24 protein-coding genes are annotated in these 25079 nt (G+C 69.6%); 19 read left to right on the plus strand and 5 right to left on the minus strand.

Annotated elements, in window-relative coordinates:
- The first annotated feature begins 8 nt into the window (after window positions 1-8).
- From hisI to FAB82_RS24215, 18 genes are all read left to right on the plus strand, one after another.
- Entirely contained in the window at window positions 9-371 is a 363-nt protein-coding gene (hisI, locus tag FAB82_RS24130) for a phosphoribosyl-AMP cyclohydrolase (RefSeq protein WP_425461601.1), read from the plus strand.
- Window positions 368-970, plus strand: a complete 603-nt coding sequence (locus FAB82_RS24135; RefSeq protein ID WP_136537122.1) for a Trp biosynthesis-associated membrane protein — start codon at window positions 368-370, stop codon at window positions 968-970. The genes hisI and FAB82_RS24135 overlap by 4 nt, the downstream gene beginning before the upstream one ends.
- Window positions 967-1773 carry an indole-3-glycerol phosphate synthase TrpC gene (gene trpC / locus FAB82_RS24140; protein ID WP_211116826.1) on the plus strand — a complete coding sequence of 269 codons (807 nt, stop codon included), beginning with the start codon at window positions 967-969 and terminating at the stop codon, window positions 1771-1773. Before FAB82_RS24135 ends, trpC begins: the two co-directional genes overlap by 4 nt.
- Before the next feature lie 23 nt (window positions 1774-1796).
- Window positions 1797-3005 carry a tryptophan synthase subunit beta gene (gene trpB / locus FAB82_RS24145; RefSeq protein ID WP_136537123.1) on the plus strand — a complete coding sequence of 403 codons (1209 nt, stop codon included), beginning with the start codon at window positions 1797-1799 and terminating at the stop codon, window positions 3003-3005.
- Window positions 3006-3794 (plus strand): tryptophan synthase subunit alpha, encoded by a 789-nt coding sequence (gene trpA / locus FAB82_RS24150; protein ID WP_136537124.1) that lies wholly within the window; start codon window positions 3006-3008, stop codon window positions 3792-3794. It begins immediately after the preceding gene.
- Between the two features lie 275 nt (window positions 3795-4069).
- On the plus strand, window positions 4070-5137 hold the full coding sequence (lgt, locus tag FAB82_RS24155) for a prolipoprotein diacylglyceryl transferase (protein ID WP_136537125.1): 1068 nt from the start codon (window positions 4070-4072) through the stop codon (window positions 5135-5137).
- A 30-nt stretch (window positions 5138-5167) separates the two neighbouring features.
- Window positions 5168-6325, plus strand: a complete 1158-nt coding sequence (locus tag FAB82_RS24160; RefSeq protein ID WP_136537126.1) for an FAD-dependent oxidoreductase — start codon at window positions 5168-5170, stop codon at window positions 6323-6325.
- Window positions 6326-6479: 154 nt separating this feature from the next.
- The gene (locus FAB82_RS24165; RefSeq protein ID WP_211116827.1) at window positions 6480-6878 is read left to right on the plus strand and encodes a GNAT family N-acetyltransferase; all 399 of its coding nucleotides are present in this window, start codon (window positions 6480-6482) and stop codon (window positions 6876-6878) included.
- A gap of 11 nt (window positions 6879-6889) precedes the next feature.
- Window positions 6890-7768: a hypothetical protein gene (locus FAB82_RS24170; protein ID WP_136537127.1), complete on the plus strand. Its 879-nt coding sequence runs from the start codon at window positions 6890-6892 to the stop codon at window positions 7766-7768.
- Window positions 7769-7914: 146 nt separating this feature from the next.
- Entirely contained in the window at window positions 7915-8898 is a 984-nt protein-coding gene (locus FAB82_RS24175; RefSeq protein ID WP_136537128.1) for an NAD-dependent epimerase/dehydratase family protein, read from the plus strand.
- A complete protein-coding gene (locus FAB82_RS24180) occupies window positions 8898-9662 on the plus strand; it encodes a WecB/TagA/CpsF family glycosyltransferase (RefSeq protein ID WP_136537129.1) in 765 nt (254 codons plus the stop codon). Before FAB82_RS24175 ends, FAB82_RS24180 begins: the two co-directional genes overlap by 1 nt.
- Window positions 9663-9735: 73 nt before the next feature.
- Window positions 9736-10509 (plus strand): class I SAM-dependent methyltransferase, encoded by a 774-nt coding sequence (locus tag FAB82_RS24185; RefSeq protein ID WP_136537130.1) that lies wholly within the window; start codon window positions 9736-9738, stop codon window positions 10507-10509.
- A gap of 106 nt (window positions 10510-10615) precedes the next feature.
- Entirely contained in the window at window positions 10616-11755 is a 1140-nt protein-coding gene (locus FAB82_RS24190) for a sensor histidine kinase (protein WP_136537131.1), read from the plus strand.
- A 2-nt stretch (window positions 11756-11757) separates the two neighbouring features.
- A complete protein-coding gene (locus FAB82_RS24195; protein WP_136537132.1) occupies window positions 11758-12420 on the plus strand; it encodes a response regulator in 663 nt (220 codons plus the stop codon).
- A 184-nt stretch (window positions 12421-12604) separates the two neighbouring features.
- Window positions 12605-14725 carry an MMPL family transporter gene (locus FAB82_RS24200; RefSeq protein ID WP_136537133.1) on the plus strand — a complete coding sequence of 707 codons (2121 nt, stop codon included), beginning with the start codon at window positions 12605-12607 and terminating at the stop codon, window positions 14723-14725.
- Window positions 14726-14883: 158 nt separating this feature from the next.
- Entirely contained in the window at window positions 14884-16023 is a 1140-nt protein-coding gene (locus FAB82_RS24205) for an alkaline phosphatase family protein (RefSeq protein WP_168801749.1), read from the plus strand.
- Window positions 16024-16081: 58 nt separating this feature from the next.
- Window positions 16082-17371, plus strand: coding sequence for a DNA polymerase IV (gene dinB, locus FAB82_RS24210; RefSeq protein WP_425461600.1), 1290 nt, complete (start codon window positions 16082-16084; stop codon window positions 17369-17371).
- 204 nt (window positions 17372-17575) lie between these two features.
- Complete coding sequence (locus tag FAB82_RS24215; RefSeq protein ID WP_136537136.1) at window positions 17576-18007, plus strand: DUF3040 domain-containing protein; 432 nt, start codon at window positions 17576-17578, stop codon at window positions 18005-18007.
- A gap of 83 nt (window positions 18008-18090) precedes the next feature.
- Here the strand turns inward: FAB82_RS24215 and FAB82_RS24220 are convergent, their stop codons facing one another.
- Both FAB82_RS24220 and lipA read right to left on the minus strand, forming a co-directional pair.
- Window positions 18091-18786, minus strand: a complete 696-nt coding sequence (locus FAB82_RS24220) for a DUF4191 family protein (RefSeq protein ID WP_136537137.1) — start codon at window positions 18784-18786, stop codon at window positions 18091-18093.
- A 90-nt stretch (window positions 18787-18876) separates the two neighbouring features.
- The gene (gene lipA, locus FAB82_RS24225; protein ID WP_211116830.1) at window positions 18877-19785 is read right to left on the minus strand and encodes a lipoyl synthase; all 909 of its coding nucleotides are present in this window, start codon (window positions 19783-19785) and stop codon (window positions 18877-18879) included.
- A gap of 160 nt (window positions 19786-19945) precedes the next feature.
- Here lipA and FAB82_RS24230 point away from each other — a divergent pair, with 160 nt between their 5' ends.
- Window positions 19946-20779: a phosphoribosylaminoimidazolesuccinocarboxamide synthase gene (locus tag FAB82_RS24230; protein ID WP_136537139.1), complete on the plus strand. Its 834-nt coding sequence runs from the start codon at window positions 19946-19948 to the stop codon at window positions 20777-20779.
- 57 nt (window positions 20780-20836) lie between these two features.
- Here the strand turns inward: FAB82_RS24230 and FAB82_RS24235 are convergent, their stop codons facing one another.
- The 3 genes from FAB82_RS24235 to FAB82_RS24245 form a co-directional block, all read right to left on the minus strand.
- Window positions 20837-23467, minus strand: coding sequence for a Dyp-type peroxidase (locus tag FAB82_RS24235; RefSeq protein ID WP_136537140.1), 2631 nt, complete (start codon window positions 23465-23467; stop codon window positions 20837-20839).
- A 162-nt stretch (window positions 23468-23629) separates the two neighbouring features.
- Complete coding sequence (locus FAB82_RS24240) at window positions 23630-24160, minus strand: MFS transporter (RefSeq protein WP_136537141.1); 531 nt, start codon at window positions 24158-24160, stop codon at window positions 23630-23632.
- 73 nt (window positions 24161-24233) lie between these two features.
- Window positions 24234-25079 (minus strand): DUF418 domain-containing protein (locus tag FAB82_RS24245; protein ID WP_136537142.1); only part of this gene is annotated, 846 nt, incomplete at its 5' end.

The following is a 25079-nucleotide window of genomic DNA, read 5'->3' on the forward strand; positions in this document are numbered from 1 at the left end:
CAGAATCAATACACGTGGAGGGCCAACAGACCAGCGATCAGACCAGCGACGACGCCATCGCCGACCTGAAGTACAACGCCGACGGACTCGTTCCCGTCATCGCGCAGCAGCACGACAGCGGCGAGGTGCTCATGCTCGCGTGGATGAACGCCGAGGCGCTGCGCCGCACCATCGCCACCCGCAAGGCCACGTACTGGTCGCGCAGCCGCGGCGAGTACTGGGTCAAGGGGGAGACCTCCGGCCACCACCAGGCCGTGAAGTCGGTGTCGATCGACTGCGACGGCGACACCGTGCTGCTCCAGGTCGAGCAGACCGGCCCGGCCTGCCACACCGGCACCCGGACCTGCTTCACCGGAAGGCAGATCGCATGAGTCCCACACCCGCCGAATCCTCGGGCGACTCGCCCGAGGCGACGTCGCCGGAGCTGGAGCCGGAGCACCGCGGCGGCTCCGAACGGTCCCGGACGGTCCTCGCCGGACTGGCCGCCGTCGGCCTCGCCGCGCTGGCCGTCACCCGCGACTGGACCTCCGAGACCGTCGAGAACGCCGCCGGGCTCACCTCCACCGCCACCGAGGCCGGGACCGAGCTCGCCACCTGGGCGCTGCCGTGCGCGCTGGTGGGCGGCGCCGCCTTCCTGGCCATGCTCGCCACCGGGCGCCGGGCGCGCCGCGTCCTCGGGGCCTTCGCGCTCCTCGCCGGACTCGCCGTCGCCCTCGCCGGAATCCTCCACGCCGCCAAGGGCATCGCCCCGATCGGCCTGGCCGCGGCCGGACTCGGCCTGGCCGCCGCCGGTGCCGCCGCGATGCTGCGCGCCGGCCGGTGGCCCGAGCCCAGCGCCCGATATGAGACCTCGACCACCGAAGCCATAGCAGAGGACCCGGCCCAGCTGTGGAATGCCCTCGACGCCGGCAAAGACCCCTCGTCGCCTAATATCACGGGGGCGGCGCAGGAGAAGGGACGATCTACATGAATGTGCTCGAACAGATCATCACCGGAGTCCGCGTCGATCTCGCACGGCGCGAGACAGCGATTCCTCTGGCTCAGATCCGTGAGGCCGCGGCGCAGGCCCCGGCCCCGCTCGACGGCTACGCCGCCCTCAACGGCGGCGGCGTCAGCGTCATCGCCGAAGTCAAGCGCGCCTCCCCGTCCAAGGGGAACCTCGCCGAGATCCCCGACCCGGCCGTCCTGGCCGCCGAGTACGCCGCCGGCGGCGCCGCGGTCATCTCGGTCCTCACCGAGACCGACTACTTCAAGGGCAGCCTCGACGACCTCGACGCCGTCCGCAAGAAGGTTTCGGTTCCCTTGCTGCGCAAGGACTTCATCGTCTCGCCCTACCAGGTGCTGGAGGCCCGCGCCCACGGCGCCGACCTCTGCCTGCTCATCGTGGCCGCGCTCGACCAGGACACCCTGGTGTCGCTCCTGGAGCGCGTCGAAGGCCTGGGCATGACCGCGCTCGTCGAGGTCCACACGGAACTCGAGGCCGACCGGGCGCTCCGCGCCGGGGCCAAAGTCATTGGCGTCAACGCCCGCGACCTGGCTACTCTGCAGGTGGATCGCTCGGTGTTCGAGCGCATCGCCCCGGGCCTGCCCCGGGACGTCGTCAAGATCGCCGAGTCCGGCGTCCGCGACACCCGCGATCTGATCCGCTACGCCTCCGCCGGAGCCGACGCCGTGCTCGTCGGCGAGGGCGTGGTCAAGCAGAAGAAGCCGCGCGACGCCGTCGCCGAACTGGTCACCGCCGGGTCCCACCCGGCCACGCCGAGACCCAGCTAGTCCAGAACGAGGAGGGCAAAGCCGTGCCGCAACTACCAGATGTGAGTGGACACTGGGGTGAATTCGGGGGCCGGTTCGTCCCCGAGGCCCTGATCGCCGCGCTCGAGGAGCTCGACGCCGCCCACACCAAGGCCATGGAGGACCCCGGCTTCCAGGCCGAGTTCGCCAAGCTGTCGACCGAGTACGGCAACCTCCCCTCGCCGCTGTACTACGCCGAACGGCTATCGGGCGAGGCCGGCGTCGACATCTGGCTCAAGCGCGAGGACCTCAACCACACCGGCGCGCACAAGATCCGCAACGTCCTCGGCCAGGCCCTGCTCACCAAGCGCATGGGCAAGACCCGGGTCATCGCCGAGACCGGCGCCGGACAGCACGGCGTCGCCACCGCGACCGCGGCCGCCTACTTCGGCTTCGAGTGCACCGTCTACATGGGCGAGGAGGACACCCGCCGCCAGGCGCTCAATGTCGCCCGCATGCAGCTCCTCGGCGCCGAGGTCGTCCCGGTGACCACCGGTTCGCGCACCCTCAAGGACGCCATGAACGAGGCGCTCCGCGAATGGGTCGCCACCGTCGACGACACCCACTACCTCATCGGCTCGGTCGGCGGACCCCACCCGTTCCCCAAGCTGGTGCGCGACTACTGCCGCGGCATCGGCGACGAGGCCCGCGCCCAGATCCTGGACCGCACCGGGAAACTCCCCGACATCGTCGCCGCCTGCGTCGGCGGCGGCTCCAACGCGATGGGCGCCTTCACCGCGTTCCTCGAGGACGACGTCAAGCTCTACGGCTTCGAGGCCGGAGGCGACGGCTACGACACCGGCCGCCACGCCGCCACCATCACCGCCGGCGACATCGGCGTCCTCCACGGCGCCCGCACCTACGTCCTCCAGAACGAGGACGGCCAGACCATCGAATCCCACTCGATCTCCGCCGGACTGGACTACCCGGGCGTCGGCCCCGAGCACGCCCACCTCGCCGCCACCGGCCGCGCCGCCTACGAACCGGTGACCGACGCCGAAGCCATGGCCGCCCTGGAAAAGCTCGCCCGCACCGAGGGCATCATTTGCGCCGTCGAATCCGCCCACGCGCTCGCCGGGGCGCTGCGCCTCGCGCCGGGCCTTGAGAGCGGAACGACCGTCCTGGTCAACCTGTCCGGACGCGGCGACAAGGACATGGGCACCGTCGTGGACTACTTCGGCTACGGCAATGCCGAAGGCAAGGGGGACAAGTAAATGCGATCTGCTGAGGCATTCGCCAAATGCAAGGCCGAGGGACGCGCGGCGCTCGTCGGCTACCTCCCCGCCGGCTACCCCACCCTCGCCGACTCCATCAAGGCCATCGACACGATGATCGAGAACGGCGCCGACCTCATCGAGGTCGGACTGCCCTACTCCGACCCGGTCATGGACGGCCCCGCCATCCAGAAGGCCGCCGATCTCGCCCTCCGGGAAGGCTTCCGCACCAAGCAGGTCTTCGAAGTGGTCAAGGCCGTATCGGGGCGTGTCCCGATCCTCGTCATGACCTACTGGAACCTCATCGAGCGCTACGGCGTCGACGCGTTCGCGCGCGACTTCAAGGCCGCCGGGGGAGCCGGGCTCATCACTCCCGACCTCATCCCCGACGAGGCCGACGAGTGGATCGCCGCCTCCGACGAGCACGGCCTCGACCGCGTCTTCCTCGTCGCACCCTCCTCCACCGAGGAGCGCATCATCGCGACCGTCGCCCAGTGCCGCGGCTTCGTCTACGCCCAGTCCGTCATGGGCGTCACCGGCGCCCGCAGCGCCACCTCCGCAGCCGCCCCGGGCCTGGTCGAGCGCACCCGCGCCCACACCGACCTGCCGATCGGCGTCGGCCTCGGCGTCCGCTCCGGCGACCAGGCCGCCGAGATCGCCGCCTACGGTGACGCCGTCATCGTCGGCTCCGCGATCGTGAACTGCTACCTGGACGCACCCGACATCCCCACCGGCCACCAGCGCCTGGCCGAGCTCACCGCCGACCTCGCCGCCGGCGTGCGCCGCTGAAACCGCAACGAGGGCCCGCCCCGATCTTTGGGGCGGGCTTCAGCATGTCCGCCGCCCTTAGATGCGTGATCGCCGATGGGGGAGGAGCATTGCCCGGTCTATTTTCCCGCTCCCGTCGTTGTCGAACGTCCGCTTACCACTTTCGGTAGGCGGACATTCGGCCGCCTTGGGAGCGGAAAAATATCCTCGGGCACTGCGGACCTCCCCCATCGGCGATCACGCATCTAGCGGACCTGCCTCGAACCCCGCCCGTTCAACCGATAGGTTTATTCGTCGTGGACCTCGCTTACATTCCCAGCCCCGGTGAATCCGTCTGGCACCTCGGCCCCATCCCGATTCGCGCGTACGCGCTGTGTCTCATCGCCGGCATCGCCGCCGCGTGCTGGATCGCCGAAGCGCGCATGCGCTCCCGCGGCGCCCCCAAGTGGGCCGTGCTCGACCTTGCCGTGTGGGCGGTGCCCTTCGGCATCATCGGCGCCCGCCTCTACCACGTCTTCTCCAGCCCCGACGCCTATTTCGGACCCGACGGCGATCCGTGGAAGGCCCTCGCGATCTGGGAGGGCGGCCTGGGCATTCCCGGCGCGATCCTCCTCGGCGGCGTTGGCATGTGGCTGGGCTGCCGCCAGCTGAAGCTGCCGTTCACGATGGTCGCCGACGCGTGCATCGTCGGTATCCCCGTCGGCCAGGCGATCGGCCGCCTCGGCAACTGGTTCAACCAGGAGCTCTACGGCAAGCCCCTCGACGCCTGGTGGGCCGTCCAGATCGACGTCGACCACCGCGTCGACGGCTTCGCCGAGTACGCGACCTTCCACCCCACGTTCCTGTACGAACTGCTGTGGAACCTCGGCGTCGCGCTCGTCGTGTGGCTCGCCGACCGCAAGTGGAAGTTCGGGGCCGGCCGCGCCGTCGCCCTCTACGTCGTCCTCTACGGGATCGGCCGCTTCTGGATCGAAGGCCTGCGCATCGACCCGGCCGAGGGCTTCGGCGGCCTGCGCCTCAACCAGTGGATGAGCATCATCGTCGTCGTCGCAGCCGTCGCCTACCTGCTCATCGTTCGCGGACGCCGCCAGGTCATCGCCCTCGAAGACGGCGAGCGCGTCGTGGTCGCATGGGATTCCGAGGCCGCCGAGCGCACCGGCTACGTCAACGGCGGCCTGCCGTTCCACAGCCCCGAGATCGCCCGGATGACCGACCCGCAAGCGACGCAAAGCGAAACCGACGACGAATCTGAATCGCCCGACGAACCCGAATCGCCCGACGAACCCGAATCGCCCGACGAACCCGACGAGAACGCAGGCGACGACACCGAAGCCGATGCGGGCCGCTCCCGCGACGGCAGCTGACCCTTACCGCTTCCCCCGGGCAGGTGCACCTTGCATAACCGTAGAGCCGTGGTCGTCGGCGCCGGCGTAGCCGGACTGGCCAGCGCGATCGTGCTGTCCAAGCTGGGCTGGCGGGTCGCGCTGCTGGAGCGGCGCGAGCGGCTGAAGGGCGACGACCTCGGGATGATCCTGTGGGCCTCGGGCGTCCGCGCGCTCCGCGCCCTCGGCATCGACGCGACCCTCGACGTCGGCGGCATTCCCGTGGATCGATTCGAGATCCGCACCGAGGACCGCATCAGCAGTTCCTTCGGCGGGGCCGTGCTCGGCGCCGACGACGGCACGCCATCGGTGACCGTCCACAATGCGATCCTCTACGAGGCGCTCGTGTCCCGCCTGGGCCCGGATGTGGAGGTCTATCCGGCCACGCAGGTGTCCAGGATCGACCTGGTCGACCTCGCCGCGGGCGACGCCTCGCGCCGCTGGGACGCCGACCTCATCGTCGCGGCCGACGGCATCGACTCGCCCACGCGAAACCTCGTCACCGGCCCCGCTCCCACCATCGACGCGGGGGTGGTGGTGTTCCGCGCCACCATCCCGGCCCATCGCGCCCCCGAACGCAATTCCGACGCCGTCGAGATCTACGGGTCCGACCGCCGCCGCTTCGGATACGCCGATCTCGGGCAGGCCGGGGCCTGCTGGTGGGCGACCGTGCCCGGCGGCATGCGCCCGGAGTCCCCGCAGATCCAGCACGAGCTCATCAACCGCTGGTTCGCCGACTGGTCGGAGCCGGTCGGGAAGTACATCGCGGCGACCCGGCCATCCGAGCTGGTGCAGCAGCCGGTCCGGTTCGTGTGGCCGGTCCCGCCGAAGTTCCACGCCATCACGGACAGCCGCGGAGGTCTGGTCCTGGCCGGGGATGCCGCCCATGCGGTCGCTCCGATCCTCGCCTACGGCGGCAGCCTCGCCCTGGAGGATGCCGTGACCCTCGGGTGGGCGCTGCGGCGCACGCCGGAGTCGATCCCGGACGCGCTGGCCACGTACGACCGGGTCCGGCTGGGCCGGGTGCGGCGCGTTGCGCGGGTGTCGCGGCGGGCCCACTCGATCGCCTCGGGCGGCGGCGGCGTCGCCAAGGGGCTGCTGCGGGCCGTCCCCGACTCGTGGGTGCAGAGCCAGGCCGCTTCTCTGGCGGACTGGCAGCCGCCGCGCTGATCTCGGGGGCCGGGCCGCCCCGTCCGGGTACTGGCATTCGCCGGGCCGCGCCCACTATTCTTCGGGCCATGTTGATCCGTGACGCCGAAGCCGCCGATTGGCCCGCCATGTGGGCCTTCATGCAGCCGATCATCGAGGCCGCGGAGACCTACCCGTGGCCGCCGGACACGTCCGAGACGTGGACGCGGGCGTACTGGATGGAGCGCGAGGCGCCCGCCTGGTCGCCGAGATCGACGGCCGGGTCGCCGGGACCGTCGAGATCCACCCGAACCTCCCGGGGCAGGGTTCGCATGTCGCGAACGCCGGCTTCATGGTCGACCCGGCCTTCCGGGGCCGCGGCGTCGGCCGCGCGCTCGGAGGGGCCGCGATCGAGCGGGCGACGAAGGACGGCTTCCACGCGATGCAGTTCAACGCCGTCGTCGCCACCAATACGCAGGCCGTGAAGCTATGGCACGCTTTGGGTTTCGAGACCCTCACCCTCATCCCCGAGGGCTTCCGCCACCCGTCGCTGGGGTTGGTCGACATGCATTTGATGTATAAAGTGCTCACATGAAGGAAGACACCGTGAGCACGCTTCGTGAATCCGTCCTCTCCCTCGATGTGGGCGACCCCGAGGTCGCCATCGCCGTGCACGCCCTGCTCGGCGACGATCCCGAGCTCCTGTCCCAGGCGAGCGAACCACCCCGGTCCTACGGTTCCCTCGGCCCCTGGGTCAAGGCGAACTTCCTCAGCGCCGACGGACCGTTCTTCGGCCTGGCCGAGCACGCCCCGCAGGCCGCGCTCGGCGACGCCTTCGACGAGCGGGTCGACCGTCTGCTGCGCCTCCTCGTGATCCGCCCGCGCATGGAAGCGGACCTGAAGGCGCTCAGCCGGATCGAGGACGCCGACCTGGAGCCGATCCTCACCGTGCTGACCGAGGCGGGCGTGGTCCGCGCCGACGTCAACCCGCTCGAACCCGACGCGCCGTTCTGGACCCTGGACCACCGTCTGGTGCGGTTCCACTACGCGATGATGACCGAGCACCTCGAACGCTGGCGGCGCGGCTACATCACCGACAAGCTGTGGCGCATGACCAGCGCCCGCTTCAACCGTTACGTGTGCCGCCCCGAGTTCACGAAGCTGGCCCGCGAGTGGGCGCTCGGCGACCCGGCCGCCGCGGAGACGACCCGCATCGTCGTCCCCGACCCCCGTTTCCGGCAGCTGCGCACCCTCGAAGTGGCCGCCTGGAGCGAGAAGGGCGAGCTCGTCGCGCTCGGCACCGTCAGGTGGGGGATCACCATGCGTGAGAAGCAACTCCAGCGGATGCGTCACGTCCGCCGCCTCCTCGACGCAGAGTCCGTGCGCATGTACTGCATCGCCCCCCGGGTCGACCCCGCCATCGCCGCCGACGAGGCGCCCGAACTGTTCAGGGTCGGCCCGGCGCACCTGCTCAGGGCCGTCTGAGACGGTCCTCGGTGCCCGCCCGCGGCGAGACTGAGGCGGGGGCCACAGGCGTCACAGGCCACATTTCCCCGCTGGTGGGACGCGCGGATCGGCGGGTAGGCTGAGGCGCAACTTTCCCCGTACACCTAAGGCATGAGGAGTGGACGATGGCGGCAAGCGTGGACGCGGTAGTGGCGGGAGCCGGCGGATTCATCGGCGGACACCTGGTGAAGAGCCTCCTCGACGAGGGCAAGACCGTGCGCGCCGTCGACATCAAACCGCTCGACGAGTGGTACCAGGTCCACGGCGACACCGAGAACCTCCAGCGGGACCTCTCCGACCTGGCCAACTGCCGTGAAGCCGTCGGCGACGGCGCCGGCGAGGTCTACAACCTGGCCTGCAACATGGGCGGCATGGGCTTCATCGAGAACAACAAGGCCCTGTGCATGCTCTCGGTCCTGCCCTCGACCCACATGCTCATGGCCTCCAAGGACGCCGAGGTCGAGCGCTTCTTCTACTCCTCCTCCGCCTGCGTCTACGCCGGATACAAGCAGACCGAGGCGGACATCGCCCCGCTGAAGGAAGAGGACGCCTACCCCGCCGACGCCGAGGACGGCTACGGCTGGGAGAAGCTGTTCTCCGAGCGCATGTGCCGCCACTTCCGCGAGGACTTCGGGCTCCAGACCCGCATCGCCCGCTACCACAACATCTACGGCCCCGAAGGCACCTGGGACGGCGGCCGCGAGAAGGCCCCCGCCGCGACCTGCCGCAAGATCGCCCTCGCCGCCCTCAACGGCGAGAAGACCGTCGAGATCTGGGGTGACGGCGAGCAGACCCGCTCCTTCACCTACATCGACGACTGCGTCCACGGCACCAAGATGTTCACCCGCGGCGACGTCACCGAGCCGCTCAACCTCGGCTCCTCCGAGATGACGACCATCAACAACCTGTACTACCTGGTCGCCGACATCGCCGGGATCGACATCGAGCTCAAGCACGTCGAAGGCGCGCTGGGTGTGCGCGGACGCAACTCCGACAACACCCTCATCCAGAAGTACTACGGCTGGGAGCCCTCGATCTCGCTGCGCGACGGCATGTCCAAGCTCTACGCGTGGGTGTACGACGAGGTCAAGGCGAAGTACAAGCTCTAATGCCCGATCCGAAACTCCGCCGCGTCGACGTTCTCGGCGTCGGCGTCTCCACGGTCAACCAGTCCATGGCGCTGGCCGAGATCACCCGCTGGGTCGAGGCCAAGGAACGCCAGTACGTGTGCGTCACCGGCGTCCACGGCGTCATGGAGTCCCAGAACGACCCCGAGCTCAAGGCCATCCACAACGCCTCCGGGCTGACCACGCCCGACGGCATGCCGATGGTGTGGGCCGGCCGCAAGGCCGGGGCCGACTGGATGGACCGCGTCTACGGGCCCGACCTGATGCTGAACGTGCTCTCCCGCGCCGCCGAGCGCGGCTGGTCCTCGTTCCTCTACGGAGGCAAGGACGGCGTGCCCGAACTGCTGGCGAAGAAGCTGACCGAGCGCATCCCCGGCGTCAAGATCGCCGGCATGTACTCGCCGCCGTTCCGGCCCCTCACCGAGGCCGAGGACGACGAGATCGTGAAGCGCATCAACGACTCCGGCGCCGAGCTGGTGTGGGTCGGGCTCTCCACGCCCAAACAGGAGCGTTGGATGGCCGCCCACCGCGACAAGCTGGGCGCCCCCGTCCTCTTCGGCGTGGGCGCGGCCTTCGATTTCCATGCCGGGCTCGTGCCGCAGGCACCGAGCTGGATGCAGAGCAACGGACTCGAATGGTTCTACCGGCTCACGAAGGAACCGAAGCGGCTGTGGAAGCGGTACCTGGTGAACAACCCGGCCTACCTCCGAGCCATCCGCAACAATCCTCCTTATCTGCGCGACTGAATCCCGCTGGGTTGAGGCACACGGTCGACATTCCCACTTATCTGCGCGACTGAATCCCGCTAGGCTGAGGCACATGGTCGACATTCCGAAAGAGGCCGCCGAGACGGCCCACCACCCCCGCGACGCCGTCGTGTGGTCGGTCCTGTCGGCCGAGATCGAGCGGTACGCCGCCGGCACCGGCGCCACCATGCGCATCCTCGATGTCGGCGGCGGCTCCGGCGGCTTCGCCGTGCCGCTCGCCGAACTCGGCCACGACGTGACCGTCGTAGAACCCAGCGCCAACGCGCTCGCCTCCCTACGCCAGCGTGCCGCCGACGCGGGCGTGACCGACCGGGTGACGGCCGTCCAGGCCGACGCCGACGAGCTGCCGGACGTGGTCGAGGCCGGCTCGCACGAACTGGTCCTGTGCCACTCCGTGCTCGAAATGGTCGAGTACCCGGACGTCGCCTTGGATGAGCTCTCCCGGGTCTGCGCCCCCGGCGGGGCGGTGAGCCTCCTGGTGTCCAACCGGATCGCCGCCGTCCTCGGCAAGGCCCTCGCTGGACAGTTCGCGACCGCGCTCGACCTCCTGGTCGACGTCGACGGCGTCATCGACGGCAAGGACACCATCAAGCACCGCTTCGAGACCGCGACCCTGACGGCGCTCGTGGCCTCGTCGGGCCTGGTCACCGAGCAGGTCCACGGCGTCGGCGTGGTCGGCGACCTCCTCGGCACCACCGCGGCCGCCGGGGGCGAGACCGGCTCCGGCGAGGCACTGCGCGAGTTCGAACTGGCCACGGCCGCGCGCGTCCCGTTCCGCGACATGGCCACCCACCTGCACCTGCTGGGCCGCCGACCGGTCCGCTGAGACCGCGCTCGCGGCGCTGGGGCCGTCCCCGTACGTCGGGCGACGTAGCAGCGGATACGCCCGCGGATCGAGTCCGACCAGGCGCCCGCGACCTAGGCTTGGTCCCGTGACCACCACCGCACATCGCCAGCGCATCAAGGCCATCGCCTTCGATGTCGGCCTGGCCGTCTTCCTCGGCCTCATGACCTCCGGAATGACCATCGGGGCCGACCCGGACCACTCCCCGCCGTACGCCGCGTTCGGGCTCGTCTGGGTCGCCGCGCTCGCGCTGGCGGTGCGGCGGCGCTGGCCCGAGGTCACGCTCGCGGTCTCCATGGCGGCGTTGGCCACGTACCTGCTGCTGGACTATCCCGAGGGGCCGGTGTACCTGCTCCCGGCGGTGGCGGTGTTCTTCTTCGCCTTCGCGCGTCCGATCAAACTCGTGATCCCGGTCCTGGTCGGGCTGTTCCTGCTCAACGTCCCGTTCCACACATACGCGCTCGGCGAGATCGACGACGTGTGGATCAACGCCACCATCACCCTGGTGTGGCTGGCCGTCCCGGCCGCCTGCGGGCGGTTGGTGTACGAGGCCCGGCGCGCCCGCACCCGCGAGCGCGAGGCCGAGCGGGAACGCCACCGCGCCGACGAACGGGTGGCGATGGCCCGCGAGATCCACGACGTCGTCGGCCACTCCCTGGCCGTGGTCAGCATGAACGCCGGGGTCGCCCTGCATGTGCTGGAGAAGCGCCCCGATGCGCCCGCCGGGGTGGTCGAGAACCTGCGCGCCATCCGCGACACCTCCAGCCGCGCCCTGGACGATCTGCGCTCCACCCTCGCACCGCTGCGCGGCGGGAGCCGGGCCGAACTGCGGCCCACGTTCGTCCTCGCCGACCTGTCCGACCTCATCGAGGACGTCCGCAAGGGAGGCCTGAGGGTCGAATCCGAGATCACCGGCGATATCGAGGCGCTGCCTGCGGGGGTCTCGGGGGCGGCCTACCGGGTGGTCCAGGAGGCGCTCACCAATGTCATCCGGCACGCCCGGGCCACCAGCGCCAGCGTTGTCATCGCAAGCGGCGCAGGGACACTCGTCATCGACGTGAAGGACGACGGGCGCGGCGGCGAGCTCGACCCCGAACGGGCCGGGCAGGGCATCACCGGGATGATGGAACGGGTCCAATCGCACGGAGGCGCCTTCGAGGCCGGCCCCGCACCGGACGGCGGCTTCGCCGTCCACGCCGAACTTCCCTACGGCCGCACCGGAGCATGAACATGATCAATATCGTGATCGCCGACGACCAGAGCCTCATCAGGATGGCCCTGCGCACCCTCATCGCGGACGAGGAGGACCTGCGCCTCGCCGCCGAGGCCACCGACGGCGACCAGGCCTGGGAGCTCATCCGCGAGATCCGGCCGGACGTGGCGCTGCTCGACATTCGCATGCCCGGACTCGACGGCCTCGAGGTGCTGCGGCGCATCAGCCGCGACTCCAACCTGGACGGCACGCGCGTGGTCATGATGACCACCTTCGAGATCGACTCCTACATCTTCGAAGCGCTCTCGAACGGCGCGGCCGGGTTCGTCATGAAGGACACCGACCCGGCCGAGATCCTCAAGGCCGTCCGGCTCGCGGCCGCCGGGGACTCGCTGCTCTCACCGGACGTGACCCGCAAGGTCATCGACGCCTACGCCGAGGGCCGAACCGGCCCGAACCGGCCCCACCCGCGGCTGGGGGAGCTGACCGAGCGGGAGGCCGAGATCCTCCGCTGGGTCGCCACCGGATTGACCAACGACGAGATCGGCGCCCACCTGTTCATCAGCCCGGCCACGGTCCGCACCCATGTGGGCAAGCTCCTGTCAAAACTGGGCGCCAGAGACCGCGCCGGCCTGGTGGCCATCGCCTACCGAAGCGGTCTGGACATCCCCGAGCCGTAGGCCGGATCGTCCACAGCCGCAGCGACTTCGGCGGCCCGTCCAGTCCACCGAGGACGAACGGCCGCGTCTCTGACGTAGTCACTGCGGCGTATCGGGGGATACGCCATCGGGTGGACGCGCATCCGGGCCGGACGGACGAGATTCATGGGGAACGGAAACCCAACCGTCCGAAAGGAAACACCCCATGTCGACCTCCCGCACCCGGGCGGCCCTCGCGTTCGCCGGGACCAGGCGCGGACGCTGGCTCGCCCTCGCCGTCTGGGCCCTCCTCGCCGCCGTCGCCCTCACCCTCGCCCCGAAACTCACCGGGATCCAAGACGACGCCCAGATCAACTGGCTCCCCGCCGACGCCGAATCCACCGAGGCCAAGCGCCTGGCCGAGTCCGAATTCAACCAGCAGGGCCTGACCAGCCTCGTGGTCGTCTACAGCTCCGAAACCGAACTCGACCAGGCGGTCTTCGACGCCGTCGCGGCCGACCGCGACGAACTCCACGCCCGCGCCGCCGCCGGCGAGACCACCGCCGGACCGATCCCCTCCGAGGACGGCCGGGCGCTCATGCTCGTCGTCCCGATCGACGAGACCGTCATCGAAGACGAGGGAGAAGCGGTCTTCGCCGACGCCGACGCCATCGTCGAAGCAGGACTCCCCGCCGGGATCGAGGCCGGCTTCACCGGCGGCGCCGCCGTCTCCCGCGACATGGAGTCCGCGTTCGAACAGCTCGACGGGCCGCTCACCTGGATGACCGTCGCCGTCGTCGCCCTCGTCCTGATCCTCACCTACCGCTCGCCACTGCTGCTGGTGCTCCCGCTGGTGTGCATCGGCATCGGCTCCCAACTCGCCTCCGACCTGTCCTACCTGCTCGGCGAGTACGCCGGGGTCACCATCAACGGCCAGAGCACCGGCATCCTCACCGTCCTCGTCTTCGGCGTCTCCACCGACTACACGCTCCTCCTGGTCGCCCGCTACCGGGAGGAACTGCGCCGCAAGGAGAACCACTTCGCGGCCATGACCGAGGCGCTGCGGCGCACCACGCCCGCCGTGCTCGCCTCCGCCGGGACGGTGATCCTGGCGCTGGCGGTGATGCCGCTCGCGTCCGTCTCCAGCACCGCCGCGCTCGGGCCGGTCCTCATCGCGGGCGTCGTCAGCGCCGTCGCCGCGTCCCTGACGCTCCTCCCGGCCGTGCTCACCCTCTTCGGCCGGGCCGTGTTCTGGCCGGTCGTGCCCCGCTTCGAACCCACGGACGAACACGCCCCGGCCCAGCGCCGCCACCGCTTCTGGGGCGCCGTCGCCCAGGGCGTGTCGGCCCGGCCGCGGCTCGTCGCCACCGCCACGGCCGCCGGCCTGGCACTGCTCGCGCTCGGCTGGACGAGCCTGTCGACCGGCCTGGAACGCTCGGACATGCTCACCACCGAGACCGAGTCCCAGCGCGTCGCCGACACCATGGCCGAGCACTACCCGGCCGGCGCCAGCGAACCGGTCGAGATCTACGTCGACGAGGCCGACACTGCCGCCGCGCTCGCCGTCCTCGAAGCCGACGACGGGGTCGCCGGGGTCGCCGAACCGCAGTACGCCCCCGAATCGGACTGGGTGCGGCTCGACGCGATCCTCCAGGACGATCCGTCCACGACCGCGGCCGAGGAGACGGTCACCGGCCTGCGCGAGGCATTGTCCAGCGCGGGCACGGACGCCCTCGTCAGCGGCCCCACCGCCACCCAGATCGACCTCGCCGACGCCAATGACCGGGACTTGAGGCTGCTCATCCCGCTCATCCTGGCCGTCGTGTTCCTGGTCGTGGTGCTGCTGCTGCGGGCGGTCGTCGCGTCGTTGATGCTCCTGGCCTGCACGGTCCTGTCCTTCGCCGCCGCGATCGGGGCGGCCGCGCTGATCCTCAACCTGCTCGGGCACGGCACCGTCGACGCCGGCTTCTACCTGTTCGGCTTCCTGTTCCTGGTCGCGATGGGGATCGACTACACGATCTTCCTCATGACCCGCGTCCGCGAGGAAGTCCCGCGCTGGGGGCACCGCGTGGGCGTGCTGCGCGCGCTCACGCTGACCGGCGGCGTCATCACCTCCGCCGGCGTCGTCCTCGCCGCGACGTTCACCGTCCTGGCGCTTATGCCGCTGACGATGCTGATGCAGATCGGCGTCGTGGTCAGCGTCGGCGTCCTGGCCGACGCGATCATCGTCCGGTCCCTGCTGGTCCCAGCGCTGGCGCTGTGGATCGGCGAGCGGCTGTGGTGGCCCGGCCGCACCGCGAAGCGCGAGCGGACGGGGCCGCGAGTGAAGGTGGACGCGTCGATGTGAGAGCCGGCTGAGCGATCGGGGCGGCGCGACGCGCCGCCCCGATCTCGTGCGCTGTTCTCTCTGCGGTCGAGCGCTCTGGGGTCGATCCCGCGGCGGCGACCGGATAGCCTCGGAGCATGCCTTCGAGCTCGCATTCGGCGGATTCTCTGAAAACAGAGATGAGCCCCGCCTACGGCACCGGCACGCTCTCTGACGTCATGCCCACCGCCCTGGCGGCCCTGGGAGTCCCCGGAGCCGACGGCGGCCTCCAACCGATACGCGGCGAGCTCGAAGGGGTCAAGCGCGTCGCGGTGCTCCTGCTCGACGGCTTCGGCTACCACCTCCTCGGTCAAGCCGCCCAGGCCAGCGCCACCATCGGCGACATCCAGGGCGGCCACATCGGCACGCTCATCCCGATCACCGCGACCGTGCCGTCCTCCACCCCGATCAGCCTCGCCTCGCTCGCCACCGGCCAGACGCCCGGCCGGCACGGCATCATCGGCTTCACCGTCCGCGTCCCCGACACCGGTGACCTGGTCACCCACATCCGCTGGGACGGCTCGCCCGACCCCGAGACGTGGCAGCCCGTCCCGACCAGCTTCGAGCTCGCGTCCGCCGACGGCGTCGTCTGCACCGTGGTCTCGAACGGCAGCTTCCGCGACACCGGGCTGACCCGGGCGATCTACCGCGGCGCCGACTGGTTCCCCGCCGCCACTCCCGCAGAGGTCGCCGCCGAGACCATCAGCGCGCTCTCACGGGGCGAGCGGACCCTGGTGTACGCGTATCTGCCCGACGTCGACACCGTCGGCCATTTTCACGGGATCGGCTCGACCCAGTGGCTCGACGCGGTCGCGACCGTCGCCGAGACCATCGACGACATCCTCACCGGCCTCCCGCCGGACGCGGCCCTGCTGGTCACCGCCGACCACGGGATGGTGAACACGACCGAGAAACTGCTGGTGGACGAACACCCGGACCTGCACCGGGGAGTGGAGTCGATCGGCGGGGACGGGCGAATGCGCTACCTCTACACCGCGCCCGGCGCGCGCGAGGACGTGGCGGACACGTGGAAGTCGGCGGTCGCCGGGCGCGCCGAGATCCTGCGACGGGAGGAAGCGGTCGAACGCGGGTGGTTCGGACCGGTGGTGACGGAGTCGAACCTGCGACGCATCGGCGATCTGGTGGTGGTCTGCCGCGACACGTTCGCGATCGTGGGAGTCGAGGGCGAGCCCCAGCATTTGAAGCGGCTGATCGGCCAGCACGGTGGATTGACCGCGGCGGAGATGGCGATCCCGTTGTGGGCCTATCGAAACGGCTGAGCGCCCCTGGAATCGATGTAGTACACATCGGCATGGACGCCGGATCACCCCCACCTGCGTGAGGAGCACGAGGCGCCCAGCCGCGTGTACAACGAGTGTCGGACCCGATGGTTACGCTTCGAGTGTGACCAGCGATCTCGACAGGTACATCGGTCCCGATTTGCCCGATGAAGGCTTGAATATTCTTCATGTGGACATGGACGCCTTCTTCGCGTCCGTGGAGATCGCGCGCGACCCCTCGCTCCGCGGCAAGCCCGTCATCGTCGCCGGACTCGGGCCGCGCGGGGTCGTCTCGGCCGCCTCCTACGAGGCCCGCAAGTACGGCGTCCACTCCGCCCTGCCCACCGCCATCGCCCGCCGCCGTTGCCCGGGCGGCGTCTTCATGACGCCCACGACCTCCTACGGCGAGGTCTCGCGCGCGGTCATGGCGATCTTCCGCGAGTACACCCCGCACGTCCAGCCCATCTCCGTCGACGAGGCGTTCCTCGACGTCTCCGGCGCCCGCCGCCTCATCGGCTCACCGGCCGAGATCGGCCACCGGATCCGCCGCCGCGTCCGCGAGGAACACGACATCACCTGCACCGTCGGCATCGCCTCCACCAAGTTCCTCGCCAAGCTCGCCTCCGAGGCCGCCAAACCCGACGGGCTCGGCATCGTCCCGTGCGCGACCGAACTCGAATTCCTCCACCGCCTCCCCATCCGCGCCGTCTGGGGCATCGGCGAGAAGACCGCCCAGAAACTCACCCGCCTCGGCATGCGCACCGTCGGCGACATCGCCCGCCTCGACGTCGACGCGCTGACCGCCTCGGTCGGCACCGCCTCGGCCGAGCACCTGTGGGCGCTGGCGCGCAATATCGACCCGCGCCCGGTCCGCCCGGAACGGGTCGAGAAGTCCATCAGCAATGAGACGACATTCGGCCGCGACGCCCCCGACGGATCCGTGTGGGGACCGACGCTGCTCGAGCTCTCCCGCAAGGTCGCCTCGCGGGCGCGGGCCGCGGGCTGGGCGGGCCGCGGCGTGACCGTCAAGATTCGATTCGGAGACTTCCGCACCATCACCCGCTCCCGGATGCTGTCGGCCCCGACCGATGTCGGCCACGAAATCTACGCCGCCGCAAGGGAACTCGCCGACACCGCCGCGACCGCGCCGGTCCGGCTCATCGGGGTGCGCCTCGATCACCTGGTCGAGGCCGCCGCCGTCGGCCGCCAGGTCGCGCTCGGCGAACCGGAGCACGGGTGGCGGGACATCGAGACGGCCATCGATTCGGCCGCCGCCAAGTTCGGGAAGGGGGCGGTCCGCTCGGCGGGCCGGCTCAAACGGGACGGCGATGCGCGGACTCGCGATTAGACGTCCGCGAAGTGGGAATCCCACCGCGGTGGCGGACCGCGTTACCGGGTGCAGGAGTTGATGAATCCCAGTAGGGTCACTAGGGTCAGATTCAAGGACGAACTGCCTTCCGCCTCGGGCGAAAGCCTCGTAGACTTGAAACAACAGCACCAAGGACCGTCGCCGCGACGACGGCCCCGCCGAGACTAGTGCAGGAGGAGTGTCGTGCCGCTCTCCGACCACGAGCAACGGCTGTTCGAGGAAATCGAACAGTCCTTGTCCGAAGACCCGCAGTTCGCTTCTGCTGTGCGCTCACACGACCCCGCGCACGTCACCCGCCGCCGGCTGATCTTGGCCGGCGTCGTCACCGTCATCGGTATCGGCGTCGTCATCGGCTCCGTCATCGGCGGAGGCTCCATGGCCAAGTGGGGCGCACCGATCGGCGCGGTGCTCATGTTCGGCGGCCTGCTGCTGGGACTGTGGGCGCAACGCCGCGGCGCCAATGGCCCCGGCCAGCTGAAGGCCGTGGATGGCAAGGCCACGCGGACCACCGGCAGCGCCGGTGGCGGCGGGAAAAAGGCCCCCAAGCCCGGCAGCTTCACCTCCCGCATGGAGGAACGTTGGCGCCGCCGCCGCGACAGCGGGGACATGTTCTAGGCCGTAACCCCACAGAAGCAATACAGACGAGAAGAACGGGCCCGCCTTTCGGCGGGCCCGTTCTCGTAGTCTTCGCTGCGGCTCTAGCGGCCCTTGAGCATGGCCCGGCGGGCGCCCTTGCCGGCATTGGCGCTGGTCGGGATCGGGCCCTTCGGGATGGCCATGCCGATGCCGAGCGCGTCGAGGCGCTTGGCGATGTGGTTGGCGTCCTTGGACTCGATGTTCTTGGGCAGCTTCGTCAGCCGCTTGCGGATCTCGGTCACAGAGAAGTCGTCATTGGCCGTCTCGCCCACCATGAAGGTGTAGACCGGCGCCGAGCCGACCACTCGCGAGATGCGCTTCTTCTCCTGGCCGAGGAGCTTGCGGACCTTGCCGCCGCCCTCGCCCAGCAGCACCACGCCGGCCTTGCCGACCGCGCGGTGGACCATCTGGGTCTCCGAGACCGCCGCGACGCCGGGCGTCACGGTCCAGCCGCGCATCCCGTCGATCAGCGCGTACGCCGCGCCCGGCTTGCCGATCGCCTCCTGGTTCACCACCTTGCTCGTGCGCGTATTGAGCACGATCAACACGGCGAGCAGCGCCACGAACAGCGAGCTGACGAACCAGAGCAGGGAGAAGTTGGCAAAGATGACCAAGGCGGTGACGATGATGAACGGCAGGAGGACAGCCGCGGCCGCGAGCGGCAGGAACAACTTGTCCCGCTGCGTCGTGAACTTGAAGGCCATCCCGATCGTTTTCAGGCGTGACCCGAACGTCTCTTTCTCCTGCTGCTTAGCCATGCACTCAAGTCTACGGTGCGACGCGCGACTCTCGGCGTCGGCTGGACCCTTGAAGTCGCGAAGTACGCGTGATCGTTGCTACCTGTGTTCTTATGCGAGTGCGTTCGTACGCGCGTCGATCGCCTGCTGGTACAGGCGGCCCGCGCGGTAGGAGGAGCGGACCAGCGGGCCGCTCATGACGCCGGCGAAGCCGATCTCCTCGGCCTCGGTCGACAGCTCCACGAACTCCTCGGGCTTGACCCACCGCTCGACCGGGTGGTGGCGCTTCGTCGGGCGCAGGTACTGGGTGATGGTGATGAGTTCGCAGCCCGCGGCGTGCAGGTCGACGAGGGCCTGCGAGATCTCCTCGCGGGTCTCGCCCATGCCCAGGATCAGGTTCGACTTGGTCACCAGGCCGTCCTCGCGGGCCTTCGTGATGACCTCCAGCGAGCGCTCGTACTTGAACGCGGGCCGGATGCGCTTGAAGATGCGCGGCACCGTCTCCACGTTGTGCGCCAGCACCTGCGGACGCGAGGAGAAGACCTCGGCCAGCTGCTCGGGCACCGCGTTGAAGTCGGGGATGAGCAGCTCGACGCCGCAGTCGGGGAGCGTGGCGTGGATCTGGCGGACCGTCTCGGCGTACAGCCAGGCGCCGCCGTCGTCCAGGTCGTCGCGGGCGACGCCGGTGATCGTGGCGTACTTCAGGCCCATCTTCTCGACCGACTCGGCCACGCGGCGCGGCTCGTCGCGGTCGAGCGGGTCGGGCTTGCCGGTGTCGATCTGGCAGAAGTCGCAGCGGCGGGTGCACTGGGAACCGCCGATGAGGAAGGTCGCCTCGCGGTCCTCCCAACATTCGAAGATGTTGGGACAGCCCGCCTCCTGGCAGACCGTGTGCAGTCCCTCGGTCTTGACCAGCTTGTGGAGTTCGGTGTACTCGGGGCCGGTCTTGGCCTTGACCTTGATCCAGGAGGGTTTCTTCTCGATCGGGGTTTCGGCGTTTCGCACTTCAAGACGCAGCATCCGGCGTCCCTGAGGCTGTTCGGAAGTCACGGCCCTAGAGTACGCCGCGTCCCGCTGAGACGGCAGGTGTCGCTCCGCACAGCAGACCCGCGAGAAATAGGTCGGATGTTTCGCCCGCTGCTCTAATAGGCTTGACCCATCGACCAGCAGGGGAGCAGCAGTGGAACGCATTCACCAGGGCAAGGTCCGTGACGTCTATGCCGACGGAGACGACCTGATCCTCGTCGCCTCGAATCGGGTCAGCGTCTACGACGTCGTGCTCCCCACCGAGATTCCCGAGAAGGGCGCCCTGCTCACGGCCCTGAGCCTGTGGTGGTTCGACCAGCTGGCCGATCTCGTCCCCAATCACATCATCTCCGCCGATGACGTGCCCGCCGAGTTCGCCGGGCGCGCCGTGAGGGTCCGCCGCCTCGAAATGCTCAAAGTCGAGGCGATCGCCCGCGGCTACCTCACCGGCTCCGGACTCGCCGACTACCGTGCCACCGGCGCCGTCTGCGGCATCGAACTTCCCGAGGGACTGATCGACGGCTCGCAGCTGCCCGAGCCGATCTACACCCCCAGCACGAAGGCCACCGTCGGCGAACACGACGAGGCCATCACCTTCGAGCAGTCCGCCAAGGACATCGGTGCGGAGCTCGCAGCCCGAATCCGCGACCTCACCCTGGCGATCTACAAGCGCGGCTCCGAGATCGCCTCTGATCGCGGCATCCTCATCGCCGACACCAAACTCGAATTCGGCATCGACACCGAGGGCACCCTCCGCCTGGGCGACGAGGTCCTCACCTCCGACTCGTCCCGGTTCTGGGACGCCGAGCTGTGGAAGCCCGGCCAGAGCCAGCCCTCGTTCGACAAGCAGTACGTGCGCGACTGGGCCAAGTCCACCGGCTGGCGACCCGACGACGCCACGGCGCCCGAGATCCCCGAATCGGTCGTCGCGGCCACCAGGGCCAAGTACGTCGAGGCCTATGAGCGCCTCACCGGAACGAAATGGTAAGGCGCCCATAGGGAAGCGTCGCTCCAGGTCCGGAACCGCCAGGGTTCTTGAACACCCCTAGGCCTGGTCGAACAGGCCCTCGGCGACGAAGCCGCCCTCGGCCGCGCCCGGCGGCACCGCGAACACCGCGCTGCCCTCGGCCACGATGAACTCCATCAGGCGGTCACCCCCGGCCATCTTCTCCTGGGTGTCGATGAACACCTGCGGGTCGGACTGGAACGAGGCGAACAGCAGCCCCGCGTCATAAGGGTGCTCGTCGTGTCCGTGGTCGGCCGTCCCGGCGGCGTGGTCGTGGTCGACGGCGTCCGAGCTCACGTCCCCCTGGGTCAGGAACCCGTAGTCGTAGTTGTATCCGCGGCGGAACATCTTCGCCTCGTGCGTGAGCGCCACGTGAGAGTCGGCCGGGATCGCCGGCAGTCCTGAGTCGTCGACCGCCTCGAAGTCCGGGTGGTCGAACTCCCCGCCGCCGCTCAGCGGCGCGCCCGAGTCGCGGTCCTTGCCGATGGTCAGGTTCTGCTCCTCTGCCGTCGCTGCACTCCAGGCCGGCATCTTCATCCGGATCTTGCGGAACACCAGGTAAGTTCCGCCCTCGAACCAGTCCGGCTCGGACTCGGTCGCCCACACGCGCTGGTCGAAATCGTCGCTGCCGAGTTCGGGATTGAGGCTGCCGTCCTTGAATCCCTGGAGGTTCCGCGGGGTGCCGCCATCGGCGGGACCCGACATGAACCCCTGCTGGACCCAGCGCAGCGTCGCCGCGCCGACCGCGCGCTTGCGCAGCTCCAGGAACGCGCCCGAGACCACCTGCTGGTCGTCGCCGCAGATCTGGACCAGCAGGTCGCCGCCCGACCAGGTCGGATTCAGCTGGTCGCCGTCGAACTCGGGCAGCTCGACCAGTTTCGACGGCTGCCGTGAGTCCAGACTGGTCTTGGCGAACGCCCCCGGACCGAGCCCGAACGTGACCGTCAGCCGCGCCGGATTCAGCCCGACCGAGACCGCCTCGGCGTCGAAGTGCTCATCGCTGTCGCCATTGCGCTTAGGCGCTGCCTTACCGACCGCCATCGCCGCCGCGGCGGCCGACCAGTCCGACATGAGCGTCTGGAGCCGTTCGGCCGTGATGTCCTCGGCCAGGTCGAAGGCCGTGAACATCGCATGGCCCTGCGCCGGGGTGGCGATCCCGGCCTGCCGGTCGCCGTAGAACGGCTCCGTCTCGGTCCCGTGTTCGTGCCCGGCTTCGTCCTCGTGTTCGTGGTTCTGCCCCAGCGTGTACCCCACTCCGGCGCCTAGCGCGGCCGTGACCGTGGCGGCCCCGAGCGCGGTCCGCCGAGAGACACCGCTGGAATCGGATTCGTCGGTGGCGGGGCGCTTTCGCTGCCACAGCCCGATCAGGGCATCGACCGCGAGAAAGGCCAGCAGCGGAATTCCGAACAGCGGCAGGAACCAGCCGATCACCGCGACGACCGGCACCGCTACCGCCAGCAGCGGCCAGGGCAGGCGCCGCAGCGATCCGCGCGGATACGGGCGGCCCACAGCGGCGCCCTTGGGACGCCGCTGCCACCACATCCGGTAGCCCCACCCGATCATGAAGATCAGGGCGACCATCGCGGCAGCCAGCAGCAGCTGGTTGACCAGCCCGAAGAACAGGCCCATGTGCAGCGCGATCACGACCTTCGTCACCTGCGCCATGAACGGCCAGTCCGCGAATCGGAGCGAGTCGTGGACGGCCGGAACGCCGTCTGCGGTCGTGATCGTCATGGTGTCCTGCTGGATCGGGAAGGCGCGCTGCTCCTCCGAGATCAAGAACTCGCCGCCGTCGCCGGTCGGGAAGGTGATCTCAAGGGGCCCTTCCATATCGGCGTCGACGGCAGTCTCGTAGACGTCCTGGATCAGCGCCAGGTCGAACGCCGAGACACCCGTCGAATGGACGTGGCCCTCGTGCCCGGCGTGCTCCCCGGCGTCGGCCGAGATCGACGGCGTGGTCCAGCTCACCTGCTCGCGCAGCTCGCTGATATTGGCGCCCGCATAGGTCGACCAGGTCAGGCCGGTCACCGACAGGAACAGCAGCAGCCCGGCCAGCCACAACCCGACCGGGGCGTGCCAGTTCAAGGTCTTGGCCCGGCTCGGTTCGCCGCCGCTGCGGGGCCACAGGCCGCCACCCTGACGTTTGCGGCGGACCACCCACAGGACCAGGCCGCCGAGGATCACCACCCAAAGCCAGCTCGCGGCCAGCTCCGAGTAGACCCGGCCCGGCTCGCCCAGGTGCAGGTGGCGGTGCAGGGTCGAAATCCACTCCCGGATCGGCCCGGCGTGGGACGAGCCGTACGTGGTCGAGTCGCCCCGCACCTCACCGGTGTAGGGGTCGACGAAGACGATGGGGACGGCTCCGGACTCACGGGCGACGCCGTCGTCCATGAGCACCCCGGTGGTGTCCTCGGCAGCGTCCGCCGGGCGCACCCCGGTGACGGTCCAATCGGGGTGGGCGGCGGTGGCGGCCTCGATCTGCTGGTTCAGCGGCAGCGCCGTGCCGCCGGAGTCCTCCACGGTGTAAAGGTCGTCGTAGACGATGTTCTCGACCTGGTACGACAACGCATAGGCCAGGCCTGTCAGCGCCGAGACCAGCAGGAATGGGGCTATGAGTATCCCGGCGTAGAAATGCAGCCGGAGCGCCAGCTGCTTCAGGGCAGCAGGCATTGACAATGTTCGATTGGACATGACTCACTCTCTGAGCAGCCCGGAGATACTTCGAAAAAACTCGTTGACTTAGTCAACGACTTTGAATGCCAAAGTCATCGAAATTGCGAACGAGGTCTCCGAGCAGGGGGATTCAGCGCCGATGCGCTGAGGACGACGAATTCAGAGAGCGAGCGGCGGGGGGCCCCGCAGCGAGATCGCCGAGGCGCCGACCAGGTGCGGACGCGGGGCAGGAGTGCGGGCGATCGAACGCCGGGTGTGGACTGGGGCCGGAACCGCCGCCAGGCACACGCGCATCACCCGCGCGAAGAAGAGGGTGAGCAGATCCAGCAGCGCGGCCAGGGCGGCCTCTCCGCGCGCCAGCCAGGCGGCCTGCGCCAGGGCGGCAACACAGTGGACGGCCAACATCGGCAGACCCGAACCGTGCTCGTGCCCGGCCGCGACGGGCGAACCAGTCGCGAAAAGCTCGTGCATGCCCCACTGCGCCGCCAGGCACAGCGGCGCGAGTGCGAGGAAGCCGCGCTGGCGACCGCCGAGCGCGAACGCGGCCGCGAAGGCGAGTGCCATTGCGGCCGTGAAGAAGAGCGGTTTCGGAGCGGAACCGCCGCTCCAGAGGTGAAGTAGTGCCGAGGCGGACACCGTGACGGCGGCGAACACGGCGGCCCGCAGCAGTCGGAACGGAGTCTGCCTCATGTGCACCGGCGTATTGTGTCATGCTTCCTGACCGGACCGGAATGCCCGTATCGGGAAGCCGACAAGCGTCCTTCTACGGGGTTGTGGTCGGGGCCGTGGTCATAGTGGTGGCGGGTGTGACCTGGCCTCTGCGTCCGTAGGTGAGTCGGCGGAGCAGGACTTCGAAGGGGCCGCGGATGCCCGCGCGGTCCATGAGCACCGCCAGCAGCACCGTGATCAGCCAGGTTCCGGCCGCGACGCCGAAGGCGGCGAGGTAGCCCATGCCGCCGCCGAGGCCCAGGCCCCAGACGGTCAGGAGCGGGGCCATGATGATCGACTGGGTCAGGTACGACGTCAGGGAGCGCTCGCCGACTGCGGCGAGGGCGCCGGGGACGCCGCGTCGGCCGCGGGCCCTCCAGCGGTTCGCGAGCAGCGCGAAGCCGCAGATGTAGCCGAGTCCGGCGTACATGCCGCCGAGCAGGGTCACCCCAATCGTGGCCGAGTGCACCCCTTGACTCGGATGCCAGGCGCCGAGCCCGATCAGGGCGACCGGCAGCGAGCTGAGCACGTTTACGGCCATGCCCGACCAGAACACGCGGCGCAGCTGTGGCAGGTGCTGTTCGGGGTGGTCGCTCCATCCGGAGCGTTGGAGCATCATGCCGATGATCACGAGCGGGATGAACGCCATCGAGAGGATCATGATGATCGATACGAGCACCGATGAGACGGCGCCTGAGATGAGCTGCTCGACGTACGGGGGGATGTTGAACTCGCCGGGCGGCTCGCTTTGGATGACGGAGCTCCAGACCAGCATCGGAATCGACACGACCACGGAGTAGACCGAACTGATCCACAGCCAGCGCTTGAGGGACTTGTCGGAGAGGTGGACGAAGGCCAGGGCGATCAGGCCGGTGGCGCCGTAGGGGGCGAGGATGTCGCC

Origin of the sequence: Glycomyces buryatensis, from assembly GCF_004912275.1 — a bacterium.
GTDB classification, from domain to species: Bacteria; Actinomycetota; Actinomycetes; order Mycobacteriales; family Micromonosporaceae; genus Glycomyces; species Glycomyces buryatensis.

Coding starts and splice junctions, on each gene's coding strand:
- trpA (WP_136537124.1), top strand. CDS start 3,006: ATGCGATCTGCTGAGGCATTCGCCAAATGCAAGGCCGAGGGACGCGCG.
- FAB82_RS24220 (WP_136537137.1), bottom strand. CDS start 18,786: ATGGCTAAGCAGCAGGAGAAAGAGACGTTCGGGTCACGCCTGAAAACG.
- FAB82_RS24240 (WP_136537141.1), bottom strand. CDS start 24,160: ATGAGGCAGACTCCGTTCCGACTGCTGCGGGCCGCCGTGTTCGCCGCC.
- FAB82_RS24200 (WP_136537133.1), top strand. CDS start 12,605: ATGTCGACCTCCCGCACCCGGGCGGCCCTCGCGTTCGCCGGGACCAGG.
- FAB82_RS24235 (WP_136537140.1), bottom strand. CDS start 23,467: ATGCCTGCTGCCCTGAAGCAGCTGGCGCTCCGGCTGCATTTCTACGCC.
- trpC (WP_211116826.1), top strand. CDS start 967: ATGAATGTGCTCGAACAGATCATCACCGGAGTCCGCGTCGATCTCGCA.
- FAB82_RS24135 (WP_136537122.1), top strand. CDS start 368: ATGAGTCCCACACCCGCCGAATCCTCGGGCGACTCGCCCGAGGCGACG.
- FAB82_RS24185 (WP_136537130.1), top strand. CDS start 9,736: ATGGTCGACATTCCGAAAGAGGCCGCCGAGACGGCCCACCACCCCCGC.
- FAB82_RS24175 (WP_136537128.1), top strand. CDS start 7,915: ATGGCGGCAAGCGTGGACGCGGTAGTGGCGGGAGCCGGCGGATTCATC.
- FAB82_RS24195 (WP_136537132.1), top strand. CDS start 11,758: ATGATCAATATCGTGATCGCCGACGACCAGAGCCTCATCAGGATGGCC.
- FAB82_RS24180 (WP_136537129.1), top strand. CDS start 8,898: ATGCCCGATCCGAAACTCCGCCGCGTCGACGTTCTCGGCGTCGGCGTC.
- lipA (WP_211116830.1), bottom strand. CDS start 19,785: ATGCTGCGTCTTGAAGTGCGAAACGCCGAAACCCCGATCGAGAAGAAA.
- FAB82_RS24205 (WP_168801749.1), top strand. CDS start 14,884: ATGAGCCCCGCCTACGGCACCGGCACGCTCTCTGACGTCATGCCCACC.